At 68.1% G+C, this 13,649-nt stretch carries 7 protein-coding genes; 2 read left to right on the forward strand and 5 right to left on the reverse strand.

Features of this window, described 5'->3' with window-relative positions; genetic code table 11:
* The first annotated feature begins 5 nt into the window (after positions 1-5).
* Positions 6-965: a cupin domain-containing protein gene (locus NDB2M1_RS03480; protein ID WP_072379530.1), complete on the forward strand. Its 960-nt coding sequence runs from the start codon at positions 6-8 to the stop codon at positions 963-965.
* Here the strand turns inward: NDB2M1_RS03480 and NDB2M1_RS03485 are convergent.
* Positions 962-3,247 carry a putative bifunctional diguanylate cyclase/phosphodiesterase gene (locus tag NDB2M1_RS03485; RefSeq protein WP_253185749.1) on the reverse strand — a complete coding sequence of 762 codons (2,286 nt, stop codon included), beginning with the start codon at positions 3,245-3,247 and terminating at the stop codon, positions 962-964. The genes NDB2M1_RS03480 and NDB2M1_RS03485 overlap by 4 nt on opposite strands.
* Positions 3,248-3,489: 242 nt before the next feature.
* On the opposite strand from NDB2M1_RS03485, the gene NDB2M1_RS03490 reads away from it, so the two are divergent.
* Positions 3,490-4,914, forward strand: coding sequence for an aldehyde dehydrogenase family protein (locus NDB2M1_RS03490; RefSeq protein ID WP_072379534.1), 1,425 nt, complete (start codon positions 3,490-3,492; stop codon positions 4,912-4,914).
* 46 nt (positions 4,915-4,960) lie between these two features.
* Here NDB2M1_RS03490 and NDB2M1_RS03495 read toward each other — a convergent pair whose 3' ends face one another.
* From NDB2M1_RS03495 to NDB2M1_RS03510, 4 genes are all read right to left on the reverse strand, one after another.
* A complete protein-coding gene (locus NDB2M1_RS03495) occupies positions 4,961-6,223 on the reverse strand; it encodes a glycosyltransferase (RefSeq protein WP_083554626.1) in 1,263 nt (420 codons plus the stop codon).
* Between the two features lie 68 nt (positions 6,224-6,291).
* Positions 6,292-10,533: a translocation/assembly module TamB domain-containing protein gene (locus NDB2M1_RS03500; RefSeq protein WP_072379537.1), complete on the reverse strand. Its 4,242-nt coding sequence runs from the start codon at positions 10,531-10,533 to the stop codon at positions 6,292-6,294.
* Complete coding sequence (locus tag NDB2M1_RS03505; protein WP_083554627.1) at positions 10,533-12,770, reverse strand: autotransporter assembly complex protein TamA; 2,238 nt, start codon at positions 12,768-12,770, stop codon at positions 10,533-10,535. Before NDB2M1_RS03505 ends, NDB2M1_RS03500 begins: the two co-directional genes overlap by 1 nt.
* Positions 12,724-13,593: an arginyltransferase gene (locus NDB2M1_RS03510; protein ID WP_072379539.1), complete on the reverse strand. Its 870-nt coding sequence runs from the start codon at positions 13,591-13,593 to the stop codon at positions 12,724-12,726. The genes NDB2M1_RS03505 and NDB2M1_RS03510 overlap by 47 nt, the downstream gene beginning before the upstream one ends.
* Positions 13,594-13,649 lie beyond the last annotated feature (56 nt).

The raw sequence follows: 13,649 nt of genomic DNA on the forward strand, positions 1-13,649 counted from the left end.
GTCCCATGATCAGACCGCTTCTTGCCGCAGCCGTGCTGCTGTGCGCCCTTCCCGCCTGTGCCGAGCCTGCTGCCGACGCGCCGATGCCGCCTGCGGCAAAGGCGATCATCGATCACTATCACATGCAGAACATCCCCCACGAAGGGCCGTGGTTCCTGCAGACGTTCAAGAGCGACGACGTGATCGAAGGCGCGCTGGCGGAGCGCTACACGGGCAAGCGCTGGGCCTATACGGCGATCTATGCGGTGTTCACCCGCAGCGATTTTTCCGCGATGCACAAACTGGCGACCGACGAGCTGTGGCACTTCTATGGCGGCAGCCCGGCGCAGATCCTGCTGCTTTATCCCGACGGGCGCGGCGAAGTGAAGATCTGGGGCAGTGATGTGCTCAAGGGCGAGGAGCCGCAGATCATGGTGCCGCGCGGCACCTGGATGGGCGCACGGCCGATCGGGGATCCGAAGGTGGCCTATAGCTTCGGCGCCAACACGCTTTCGCCGGGGTTTGAATATGCCGACTACGAACCCGGCTACCGCGACGAGCTGGTGAAGCTCTATCCCAAGTTTGCGCAAGCGATCACCGAGCTGACCCGCGATGAATCCGCGCATCGCCCTGCCGGAGCCGGAACCAAGGCGGCGCTGGTGCCGCCGGTGGCGGTGGAGGAACTGGTCGGTCGCACCTCGTCGCAGCACTCGGACGCGATCAGCGTCGCGCGCTTCACCTTGCAGAAGGGCGCGGCGATCCCGCTGACGGTGACGCGCGAGGGGACCGAGGTGATGGTGGTCAGCATGGGCAAGGGCCGTGTGACCATCGGCGGCAAGGTGCAGGATGTGGCGCAAGGATCGGTCGTGCTGCTGCCGCCCGGCGTGCCGCACCGCATCGACGCCGATACGCGGCTGGAGTTCACGGTGAGCGTCGCGCCCGCATGGCAGGCGTCCGACATGCAGGTCCTGCCGGACAAGCCTTAGGACGCGCGGCGGACGATGGCTTCGGCGTCGCGCTCGGCCAGCAGGGCGCGCGCTTCTTCGGCGGGGATGGCGGCCCAGAACAGATAGCCCTGCACCAGCTCGCAGCCCGCGGCCTGGACCAGCAGGCGCTGCACTTCGGTCTCGACGCCTTCGGCAACGACCTTCATCCGCAGCGTCTTGCCCAGCGTCACGATCGCGCAGAGGATCGAGTGCGCATCGCGGTCGCGCTCGATGTTGGAGACGAACGAGCGGTCGATCTTGATCCGGTCGAACTGGAACGAGCGCAAGTACGACAGCGAGGAATAGCCGATCCCGAAATCGTCGAGCGCGACGCGGATGCCCATGCGGTTGAGCTCGCGCAGCACGCTGATCACGTGGGCGCTGCGATCGAGCATGACGCCTTCGGTCACCTCGAACACGAGGCGCTGCGGGTCCATGCCGGTCTCTTCGAGCAGGCTCGCCAGCATCGGCAGGAAATCGCCCGCCATGATCTGCAGCGGCGAGAGGTTGACCGAGATGTCGCAATCGGGCCAGCTGCGGCATTCGGTGAAGACGTGGCGCAGGACCCAGGTGCCGAGCGGGATCATCAGGCCCCCCTGTTCGGCGATGGGAACGAAGAGGTCAGGCCGGATCTCGCCGCGTTCGGGATGATTCCAGCGCAGCAGCGCCTCAAAGCCGCTAATGGTGCCGGTGCCGGTTTCGACCACCGGCTGGTAGGCGACCGAAAGCTCGCCGCGGGTGATCGCGAGGCGCAGTTCCATTTCCATCTCGCGCCGCAGCTTGACGCTGGCGTCCATGTCGGGCGTGAAGCGGCGGTAGCGGCCGCGGCCGCGCTGCTTGGCGCGGTAGAGCGCGATATCGGCGCGGCGGAGCAGCTCGCCAGGGTCCCCGCTCTGTTCGGGGCCCCAGCTGATCCCGCAGGAAACCGAGACTTCGAGCGTATTGCCCGAGATGATGAAAGGCCGGCGCATCAGCGAGATGATCTTGCTGCCGAGCCGGTCCGCCGCGCGGGCGCCATCGGTGCCGGCGTGGAGCAGGACGAATTCGTCGCCGCCGAAGCGGGCGATGAAGGCATCGCGCGGGAGAGATGAGCGCAGGCGGTGGGCGACCTGGCGGACGAGTTCATCGCCGACGTGATGGCCCATCGTGTCGTTGACGAGCTTGAACCCGTCGATGTCGATATAGGCGACGTAGAGATTGCCCTGCGCCTCGCCCTCGATGAATTCGGTGAGCAGGGTGCGCAGGCGCTGCATGTAGTAGACGCGGTTGGGCAGGCCGGTCATCGCATCGTGCAGCGCGTTGTGCTGGGCCTGCGCTTCGCTTGCCTTGAGTTCGTTGGCGGTCATCCGCATGCGCCGCACGATCACCGCGCCGCCCGCGACGACGCCGAGGAAGAACAGGATGAACGTGGCGAGCACGGGGGCGGTGCGCTGGACGATCTTGGGGCCGGGGACCTTTGCAGTCCACGTGATCCAGCCGACGTGATCGCCGAACGCGGTGGTCAGCGGGACGGCGTTGGCCGCGCCGATGAAAGCCTCGTCGGTCTTGAAGCTAAGATCACGCAGCACCAGGTCGGAGCCCATCTTGGCCAGAATCGAGCCATCGAGATAGCGCAGCGTGGCGACGTAGTTCGGTTCGCGCCGCAGCAGGCTGTAGTCGTTGTCGGGCACGATCGAAACGACGGTCAGGAAGGCCGGGCGACCATTGCGCAAGACGGCGGTCGCCGCCCAGCGGTTGAGCGGCTGGCCCGAGGCGGCCATGGGCCACTCCACATCGGCCAGCTTCTTCATGCCCGCGATGCGCCCGCCGAGCGGAACATTGCGCTTGGCATTGCCGATCAGTTCCTCGACGTGCCAGCGCACTTCCTGATAACCGGCATCACCCGTCGGCCGCCCCTGCGCCCAGCCGTGGACCAGCGTCCCATCCGGCTTGACGAGGAACATCGCGTCGGTTTCGAGGTTGTTCCACACGAAATCGCCGAGGAAGTGGTTGGCCCAGGTCTCGTTGTCCGCCAGCACCGCATTGCGCATGGCGTCGTCCCAGGTGAGCTGCACTTTCTGCGCGGCGACGATCTGGCTGCCGAGCTGATCGAGATAGCGGGTGACCAGCACGCGCTCGTCCTCGCGCGCCAGTTCATCGGCGATGCGGGTCGAGCGGGAGAACACTGCGACCAGCAGCGCGGAGAGGGCAATCAGCGCGAGGAACGTGGCGAGCGCGATCCAGCCCGTGCGCAGATTGCGCACCGACGGACGCATGGCGGTTCCGCGGCTGATGGTGTCCATGCCCATTGGATCGGGCATAGAGGCAGGATGGAAAGAAACAGTTAGCGCCGCTTACGCAATGCAGGTTCGATGCCTCGATTTTGGCGCAGAACCGGCCTATCCAAAGGGTTAGCATGGCCTTTCCGGCCAATCCTTGTCTCCGGCTGCCACGCGATGCCAAATGCGTTGCAATCGCAGACCGGACTTGTCATCGTCCGCCGCAACCCCACTTTCCGGAACACCATAACCTCGGGAGAATACCGATGCGCGAGCATCTGCAGCACTACATCAACGGCGCCTGGGTCGACAGCGAAGGCGGCAAGCGCCACGAAGTGATCAATCCCGCCACCGAAGAGGCCTGCGCAGTCATCACGCTGGGCAGCCAGGCCGATGTCGACAAGGCCGTCGCTGCCGCCAAGGCCGCCTTCCCTGCCTTTGCCGCGACCCCGGTGGAAGAGCGCAAGGCGCTGCTCGAGCGCATCCTGGCCGAATACAAGAAGCGCATTCCCGATTTCGCCAGGGTGATCAGCGAGGAAATGGGCGCGCCCATCGGCTTTGCGGGTACCGCACAGGTCGGCGCGGGCATCGGCTATATCCTAGGCACGCTCGAGGCGCTGGAAGGCTTCGAATGGGAAGCCCCGGTCCCGGGCGCCAATGCGCGCTTCGTGCACGAGCCGATCGGCGTCGTCGCGGCGATCACGCCGTGGAACTGGCCGCTCAACCAGATCTGCGCCAAGATCGCGCCGTGTATCGCCGCGGGCAACACGGTGGTGCTCAAGCCTTCGGAAGAATGCCCCTCGAACGCGGTGATCATGGCGGAGGTGATGCATGCGGCCGGCGTGCCGGCGGGCGTGTTCAACCTCGTCAACGGCGATGGCCCGGGCGTCGGCGTGGCGCTGACGGTGCACCCCGATGTGGAGATGGTGAGCTTCACCGGTTCGACCCGCGCGGGCATCCAGATCGCCAAGAACGCGGCCGACACCGTCAAGCGCGTGCATCAGGAACTCGGCGGGAAGTCTCCCAACCTCGTGCTGGAAGATGCCGACTTTGCCGCGACGCTGCCCGGCACGCTGCAGGGCATTGTCGCCAACACCGGCCAGAGCTGCATCGCGCCGACCCGCATCCTCGTGCCCAAGTCGCGCAAGGAAGAGGCCGAGACCTTCGTGAAGAACTACTTCGCGGCGGTGAAGGTCGGCAGCCCCGAAGAAGACGGCGCGCATATCGGCCCGGTGGTCAACAAGGCGCAGTGGACCAAGATCCAGTCGCTGATCGACACCTCGATCGAGGAAGGCGCCTCGCTGCTTCAAGGCGGCCCGGGTCTGCCGGACAACGTCAACCGCGGCTACTACGTGCGCCCGACGGTGTTTTCGGACGTGACGCCGGACATGACGATCTTCAAGGAAGAGACCTTCGGCCCGGTCGCCACGATCACCACTTATGACGGCATCGAGGACGGCATCGAGCTGGCCAACCGCACTGCTTACGGGCTCTCGGCGGTCGTCACCGGCGATGTCGAGCAGGCCAAGGGCATTGTCGGCCGCCTGCGTGCTGGCCTCGTCGCGGTGAACCAGTGGGGCGGCGTCAAGGGCGGTGCCTTCGGCGGCTACAAGCAATCGGGCAATGGCCGCGAAGGCGGCGTCTATGGCCTGAAGGACTTCATGGAAGTGAAGACCATCGCCGGCGCCTGATAAGGAAAGGCCCCGCGCTGCTTCGGCGGCGCGGGGCCGACTTGCTTCAGGTCCGGTATTGGCGGGCGGCGCATGTGCGATCATCGCCGCGCCACCGCACACCCCTGAGCGCCGCCATGCGCGCGGCCGATTTGGCGAGGGCGTGCGGGTAGACTTCGCCGAGCAGGGTCTCGAAAGTCTGCTTCCATGAGAACCGCGTCGTCACATGCTCACGCGCGCGCTGGCCCATCCCGGCGCGATCCCCCTGCCAGACATCGACCACGGCCTGCGCCATCGCCGCCGTATCATCGAGCGTGACAAGCTTGCCGAGCGCGGGCGGCACGCGCTGCACCATCGCGCCTGAAGCAAAACCGACCACCGGCAACCCGCTCGCCTGCGCTTCGAGCACCGACAGGCCGAACGTCTCATCGGCCATGCACGAGACGTAGATATCGGCGGAGGCCAGCATGCGGGCGATTTCCCCGCGATCCCCGACATAACCCGGGAAGGCCACCGGCAGGCCCTGCGCCGCTTCCATCAGGGTCTCGCGCAGCTTGCCATCGCCCAGCATGACGAGCGAGGCCCCGAGTGAGGCGGGCAGCGCACGGAACATCGTGATCAACCGGTCGGCGCGCTTCTCATTGTCGATCCGCCCGGCGTATATCAGCAGCGGGCCGGTTTCCGGCAGGCCCAGCTCGCGGCGCAGACCGGGATCGCGCCGCGCGGGATGGAACGTCTGGCCGTCCACGCCGAGCGAGAGCACATCGACGTGCGACAGCCGGTAGCCTTCGAGCACATCGACCATGGCCTGATCGAGCGCATAGACGCGGTCGAACTCGCGATAGGTGATATGCGCGTAGCCCGCGACAAGCTGGCGCAGCCCGCGCCCGACGAAATCGCCGAACAGCTGCGAGCCGACGCGGTAGACGTGCGTGTTGGGAAAATCGGTGTGGTAGCCCGCCACCAAAGCGGTTTCCGGAAAGGCGCGGCGGTGGCCGATCGCGGTCCACGGCAGGATCCACGGGCACTGCGATTCGATCACGTCCGGGCGGTACTGCTCGAGCACTTTGCGAACCGCGCTGGTGCGCAGGATGAAGCGGTAGTTGGGGCTGCCGCGCACATGATCGGCGCCGATCTCGACCCAGATATGGCGCCCCTGCTCGATCACGCGGTCTTCGGGGCCGGGCACGATCTGGAGCAGGCGGTGGCCGGTCTGCTCCAGAATATGCTCACGCTTCTGGCGCAGATAGATGCCGATGCCACCGCCGCCATGCGGCGCATAGCTCTGGGTCAGGTCGCAGATGAGCAGGCGTTCTGTGGCGGTCCTCACGGGCCCCCTTTCACTGCATTGCTGTGACCGGATCAAGACAATCGACCCGTTCCGGAGGGCAAATAGTGTCAGTAGTCCTTTGAGGCTTTCAGGTTGAGGCTCTCGTCGCCGATGGTGGACACGGTGCCCAGCAGCACCAGCCAGCGGGTGATGCGGAACTCGGCCGAAGTGGCGCTGTAGCCGCGCCCGTCGGTGATCAGTTCGACGAAGACGCGCCGCCCCAGATACTTGCCCACCGCGATCGAAGTGCTGCGTCCGACCGAGGCATCGGCGCTGATGATGCGCAGCCGGTCAAGCCCGATGGCGTTCCTGACCTTGTTGATCGGATCGAGCCCGCCGCCGCCGCGGAAGGCGGCCAGGGCAGAGGCGAGCTGCACCGCCTCGGGCGCGGAAATCTGGGTGATCGAGCTGCCGAACAGCATGCGCGAGAGCAGTTCTTCCTCCGGCAAAGCGGGGACCGAGCTGAAAGTGATCTGGGGTTTCAAGGCAGAGCCGCTGATCGCGATCTTGGCGCTCACCCCGTTGGCATCGCCTTCGGCCACGATATCGAGGCGGGGATCGACCGGGACTTCGCCGACAAAGCGGATGCGCCCGCGCGTCAAGTCGAAGCGCCGTCCGGCGAATTCATAGCCGCCGCGCACCAGATCGGCGCTGCCGAAGATCTGCGGATTGGCGGTATCGCCGCGCAGGCGGATATCGGCGCCCCATTCGCTTTCGAGGCCTAGACCGCGCACGTCGATGCGATCGGCCCCGGCGGCGTCGATCAGGTATTTCCACGGGGTGTAGGGCGTGCGCGGCGGAGCGATATCGGCGCGCAGGTTGGTCTCGCGCGTCCGGATCGTGGGCAGCTGCTCGATCACGTTGGCGCGGCCCAAGGTCCAGCGCGCGCGGTCGATGTGGACGCGGCCCGCGATCGTGCCGCCGATGCCATCCGAGAGGAGGCGCAGCGGGCCGGTGACGGTGGCGCCCATGTCGTCGCGGTTGATCAACTGGGCATTGGTGGCCGCGAGCCTGAGATCGAGCCCGACGCCGCGACTGGCGGCGTTGGAAAGATCGACCACGCCGCTGCCGCTGACCATGCCGCCGCCCGGCGTGGTGCCGCTGAAATGCGCGAGGCTGAGGCGGGCATCGGCGAAGCTGCCGAGCGCTTCGACATCGCGCACGTCCGAGCCGGTGAGGTTCGACTGCACGCGCAGCGCGCGCGTGGCGACGGCTCCGGTGATCACCGGGTGATCGAGCGAGCCGCTGACGCTCGCCGCCGCGCCGAGCGGGCCGGTGAGGTCGATCACTTCGATCGCGGCGAGGCGCCACAGTGCTTCGGCGGGGCCGCTGTAGCGCAGCTGCGCCTGGAGGCTGCCGCCGCGCAGGCGTTCGAGCATGGTGCCGCCGCGCGGCAGATCGGAAACAAGCGCCTGCACCCGCCCGCGCATGGCAGCGCCTTCGCGGGCGACGGCGCGGACTTGCAGCGCGGCAGGATCGAGCGCGGCAACGAGTGCGATATCGAGTGGCCTTGACGTCAGGACCAGCCCCGAGCGGGTAAGGCCCTTTATCTCGACGGCGGCATGTCCGGCGGGGGCGCCGAGGTGGTCGTTCTCGTAGTCGATCACGCCCGAAGCCAGCCCGCCGAGGCCAAGATCGGGCAGCACGATATCGAGCACCGAGAGCGGCATGCGCGAGAGGAGGATCTGCAGCTTGGTCGCGCCGCCAAGGACATGGCCGCTGGCGATAATGCTGCCGCGTCCGAAATCGACCTGCGTGGGCTGGAGGCGCCAGCCTGCGGCCTGCCCCTCGCCCGCCTCGTCCGGCTCGCGCTCGAGCACCGCACGGCGCGGCATGGAAATGGCGCGGCCGGCATAGTCGCCCGCGACGAAGGCGATGATCCTGTCGGGCGAGAAGGCGGCGGTGCCCTGCAAGGCAAAGCTGGTGCCGCGCCGCCCGCTGAGCGAGGCGGTGACGCTGCCCGAGCCGTTGACGAGCGCGGCGTCTGCGGCGAGGCGGCCAATGAAGAGCTTGCCCGCGCTGATGCCCTCGGCCTTGAGCGAAGCGGTGAGCGTGGTGTCGCCGCCCTCGATCCGGCCATCGGCGGTGATCTCGGCATTGCCGACGGCGATGGGACTATCGCCGCCGAAGCGGGCGCCGCGCGCGGTGATCACGGCTTTGAGCGCTTGTCCGGCGCCCTCTGGAGCGAAATCGACCGTGCCCTTCACGCCGCCGCCTGCGAGCGTGAGACTGCCGGTGGCGCCTTCCCTGGCGATGGCGACGCTGCCGATGATTTCGGTCTGGTAGACGGTGAAGCGCTCGATCCCGAGCTTGACCGGGCCATCTTTGGGGGCGGTGAGCATGACACTGCCGCTGAATGGGCCGAGGCGGGAATCGCCTTTGGTTTCAATGCGGAAGCCATCGCCTTCCGGAGCGAGCGCGAGGTGGACATCCTTGAGGCTGGCGGCAGGGAGCGGATTGGCGAGGACGAGCGTGGCGCGTGGGCCGTCCTTGGCGAGCGCGGCATCGAAGGTGAATGGGCCGTATTCGACATGGCGGCCCTGCCCGGCCAGCGTGGTAATGCCGTTCGCCTGCGTCCAGCTCCCCAGCGCCATGGTGAGCTTGGTGGAGGTGAGCTCGCCGCGCCGGATCAGCAGCGGCTGGGTGCCGCCCACGGTGATCGCGCCGCGTGCGCGGACATTTCCGCCGGTGAGGTTGGCGAGCGTGGCGTTGTCGATGCGCGCGAGGCGGCCGGCGCCGTCGGCGGTGAGCAGCCAGCTCTGTCCGCCGCCGACGGTGAGCTGGATGCGCGCCTCGCCATCGGCCAGCCCGAGATCGGGCAGCGCGATGCCGCGGGCGGTGACCGGGCCGGTGAGCGCGAAGCGGCTGCGGGCAAGATCGCCATCGAGCGCCAGCCGGGCGGAAGCGCCCTTGGCGGTGAGGTCGAGCCGGTCGGAGGTGAGCTTGCTGCCTGCCAGCACAAGGTCGCCGGTGAGCCGCGCGCCGGGCAGGCGGGGATCGACCATGGCCTGGCCGGTCTTGAGGCGCTGCGCGGTGAGCGCGAGGGGGAGGCGCAGGCGCTTGCCGTCCCAGTAGGCGGTCCCGGCGGTGCGCAAGCCTTCGGCGAGGACCGGACCGCTCTTGAGGCGGGCGGCGCGCAGATCGTGGATGATCGCGAGCGCGGTGAAGCGGCCATCGACGGTGGCATCGAGCTGCGCGCCCTGCAGTTCGGTGCCGGTGCCCGCGAGCAGCAGGTCCGGACGGGCGAGCACGGCGCGGACCTTCACCGCCTCGGCGCGGTCGTTGATCAGATCGACACCGCCCGCCGCCGTCGCCCGCAGCGCTGCTGCGCCAGCGAAGACCTTGCCGCGCAGGGCGCCATTGGCAGCGGTGCCATCGGCAACGAGGGAGATCCTGTCGCCACTCGCACGCCGCAGGGCCGGGCCAAGCATGTCGCCGGGGAAGATCTGCCCGGCGAGCGTGTAGCGCCCGGTGTGGTTTTCGAGCTGGAAGGCGGCCAGCTTGCGCGCGGCGTCGGTGGCGGCGGCCCAGCCGTGCCATTCCTGGAAGGTGCCCTTCCCGCCCGCGCGCGCGGCGATGTCGCGCTTCACGCCGGTGAGCGCGGCGAGGAGGCCATCCTTCGGGGCGTTGTAGATGAAATCGAGCGCGAACGTGTTGCGATCAGGCTCGCTGTCGAGCCGGAGGCGCAGGCGGTCCCGCCCGCCAAGCCGCCCGCCGAGGCTGATGAGCGCGCGGCCGCGGCGGATATCGGTGCGGGCGGAAAAGTCGATCCGCCGCCGCTCGCCCATGATCGAGCGGTCGACGATCAGGTTCTCCGCCGCGAGCTTGCCGATGCGGATGTCGAAATCGGGGAGGATCGGCTGGTTGGGATCGCCGGGCCTCAGACGCGGCGCGCGCAGGAGGGTGCCGCGCTTGAGGATCAGCGAGCGGATGTCGAGGCCCTTGAACAGGCCGGAGCGCGGATCGAGCCCGAACCAGGCCATGGGCCGCCAATCGAGCGAGGCTTCGGGCACGACCATGAAGCGGCCTTCGGGATCGCTGAGGACGACTTCGTGCAGGCTCATGTCGCCGAAGAGGGTGCCGTCGATCCGGCCGATGCGGATCCTGAGGCCCGAGCCGGGGACGATGGCGGCGATGCGGTCTGCCACGAAGCGGTGGCCGAGCGAGCTGTCGAGCACGATGACCGAACCGGCGATGGCCACTGCAAAGAGCAGCGCCGCGAGAACCAGCCCGCGCCCCCAGCCCAGTACGCGACGCAAGGCGCCCTTGCGCGGCGGCGGCGGCGTTTCGGCAGGCGCCCCCTCGGCCATCAGAAGGCCTGCCCCAGCGACACGTAGACGCCGATGCGGCTGTCCCCCTTGGAGGGGTTGAGCGGGGTGCCGAGGTCGAGGCGGATCGGGCCGAAGCTGGTCTGGTAGCGCAGGCCGATGCCCGCACCGACCTTGAGGCCGTTGACCGTGGGCGAAGCGGTGGTGCCCACGGTGCCGGCATCGACGAAGGGCACCAGGCTGACCGCGCCGCCCATCAGCCCGGTCTGGACGCGGGCCTCGAGCGAGAACTCCGACAGGCTGCGCCCGCCGCTGGGATTGCCGAGCGCATCGCGCGGGCCGACCCCCTGATAGGTGAAGCCGCGCACGGAGGCGCCGCCGCCCGCGTAGAACCGCCGCGACGGCGCGATGGAATTGACGTTGACGCCGGGGATCGTGCCGAGCCGCACGCGCTCGGCCAGCACGATGCGGCTGGTGATCGGCTGGTAGGCGCTCGCATCAAGCTGGGCGCGCACGTAGCTCGACCGCAAGCCGTTCTGGATCGAGATTTCCGGGCTCAGCCGCAGCGAGACGCGCACGCCGCGCTTGGGATCGAGCAGATCGTTGCTGCCATCATAGGCCCCGCGCAGGGGCAGCGCGCCGATGAAATAGGTCGTGCGGGTGGAGCCGGGCGCGGCGGGCAGTTCGCTGGTGGCGAGGAGTTCGAAGCCCGCCGACCAGACAAAGGCCTTCTGGAAGATCAGCGTCGTCTGCTTTTCGTAGGTGGCCGAAAACGAGAGCGTGCGCGCCTGATAGGCGTCAGTGCGGCGGGTCTGGGCATAGAGATCGGCGGTGAACACCTGATCGCGGCCGAGGAAGTTGTTGCGGCGATAGGTCGCGCCGAGCAGCTGTTCGCGCGTGCCGACCACGCCGCGGAAGCGGACAAGGCCTTCGGGCGGGAAGAAGTTGCGGTTTTCCCAGCTTGCCTCGACGCGCACGCCCTCGCCGCTCGAATAGCCGATCAGGCCTGCAATGGTGCGCTGCGGCGCCTTGGACAGCGTGACATCGACGTCGGCGACACCGGGCTGCGCCTCTGCCGCCGGGGTGACTTCGCGCGGGGTGACGGTGACGGCGGAGACGAGACCGGTCGCGAGGATGGCCTGCCTGAGGTCGTCCATGCGCGAACGGCGGTAGGGATCGCCGGGGCGGAAGCGGGCGATGCGCGAGAGGTGGCGGGAGGAGAGGTAATCGGGGAGCGAACTGTGGACCTCACCCATCACATACTGACCGCCGCTGGTAACGGGGATGGTGAGATCGCCGGTGCGGTCGGCATGGTCGATCGAGAGGTCCGGCTCGCCCACCTTGGCGAAGGCATGCCCGCCCTCGCCCAGCGAAGTAATCAGGTGGTCGCGCTCTGCGACGATGCGGTCGCTGTTGACCGGATCGCCGGGCGAAAGCGCGAAGGCGCGGGTGAGCGCCGGAGCATCGCGCTGCAAGGCGATATCGCCGAGGCTGATGCGCGAGAAGGTGTAGCGCGGCCCGGGGCGGATATCGAAGCGGACGCCGACTTTCTTGAGATCGATCGCCGGTGCCGGACCGCCACCCTCGACCGGCGCGGCATAACCGGTGGTGCTCTGGAAGACTTCGGCGTCGTAGTAGCCATAGACGCGCAAGACCTGCTGCAGCAGTTCGGTATCCTGCCGGGCGCGGCGGGTCAGCTGGGCGAGGTTGTCTTCCTCGTTGCCGAACTTGCGCAGCGCGGCAAGCGCACCGAAGCGCTGGGTCACGGCCTCGCGTTCGGGCAGCGCGGCCTCGTCCGGAGGGAAGGCGAGCACGAGCTGCGGGGTGATCGGGAGCAGGCTGGCGCCGGGGATCTGGCCGATGCCGCGCCCGCTGCCGGGATCAGCGTCACTCGCCAGCGCCTGCCCCGCCGCCTTGGCCTGCTCGGCCGCCTCGCCGATATCGGGATCGGGGGTGAGCGGGGCGATCGGCGGAAGCTCGGACGCGTCCGGCCAGGCCAGCGTGATCGCGGGAATGCCCGTCAGCGGCTCAATCGCATCGGGCGAAAGCAGCGTGCTGGGATCGGGCACGGGGACTTTGGCGGCGTCGGTCTGGTTCGCCCAGGCCTTGGGATCATCGAGCGCGGAATCGGGGATCAGGTCTTCGAGCGCCTGATCCGCATCACGCGTCTGGGCGTGCGAGGATTGCGGCAGGATGGCAAGCAGGACAGCCGGCAGCAGCGCCCGCAGGACATCAGACGGGGCGGTACTGCGTGTGCGCGGCGGCTGCGGCGAGGCCATCCATGAGCCCGTCCTTCCCGCTGTCGTCCGCGATTCGCCGATCTGCACCCCTTGCGGTCGCAGCGCGGTCGATCGCGCGGGCCTGCTCATCGGGGTCAAAGCGTTCCCATCCTTCACGGCCCAGACGTTCGAGGGGCCGGTACCGCACCTTGTACTGCATGCGCGCCGAACCTTCGACCCAATACCCGAGATAGACGTAGGGTAGACCAATCCGGGCGGCATGCAGGATGTGGTCCAGAATGATGAAATTGCCAAGCCCCCGCCGCTTCGCATCATCGGGTTCGTAGAAGCTGTAGATCATCGACAGACCATCACCCTGACGGTCGGTCAGGCAGGCGCCGACGAGCTTGCCGGGCTTCCCGTCCACACCCGGCTCGCGATACTCGATCACGAAGGTGCTGACGGGCGTGTGCTCGACCATGTCGGCGAAGTCCATCTCGTCCATCGAGGCCATCCCGCCACCGGGATGGCGGGCAGCGAGATAACGCTGGAGCAGCTCGAATTGTTCCGGAGTGGACCACGGCTTGCACGCGGTGACGACGAGATCGCCGTTGCGCTTCAAATTCTTGCGCTGGGTGGCCGAGGGGACGAATTCGTTCGCCACGACGCGGACCGAAATGCAGGCCGAGCAATCGATGCAGCTGGGGCGATAAGCGACCGTCTGGCTGCGGCGGAACCCGATGCGGCCAAGCGCATCGTTGAGCTCGTCGGCATTCGGCCCCTTCAGCTCGGTGAACACCTTGCGCTCCGTCTTGCCCGGCAGATAGGGGCAGGCGCTCGGGCTGGTCACGAAGAAGCGGGGGAAGCGGACGGGCGCGGTCACGGCCTGGGCGGTATCCTCTCGTCACGCCGCCGGCCCATCCGGCAGCGCTGACGAGG

The organism is Novosphingobium sp. NDB2Meth1 (genome assembly GCF_900117425.1).
Classification (GTDB): Bacteria; Pseudomonadota; Alphaproteobacteria; order Sphingomonadales; family Sphingomonadaceae; genus Novosphingobium.

Coding starts and splice junctions, on each gene's coding strand:
- NDB2M1_RS03480 (WP_072379530.1), top strand. CDS start 6: ATGATCAGACCGCTTCTTGCCGCAGCCGTGCTGCTGTGCGCCCTTCCC.
- NDB2M1_RS03485 (WP_253185749.1), bottom strand. CDS start 3,247: ATGGACACCATCAGCCGCGGAACCGCCATGCGTCCGTCGGTGCGCAAT.
- NDB2M1_RS03490 (WP_072379534.1), top strand. CDS start 3,490: ATGCGCGAGCATCTGCAGCACTACATCAACGGCGCCTGGGTCGACAGC.
- NDB2M1_RS03500 (WP_072379537.1), bottom strand. CDS start 10,533: ATGGCCGAGGGGGCGCCTGCCGAAACGCCGCCGCCGCCGCGCAAGGGC.
- NDB2M1_RS03505 (WP_083554627.1), bottom strand. CDS start 12,770: ATGGCCTCGCCGCAGCCGCCGCGCACACGCAGTACCGCCCCGTCTGAT.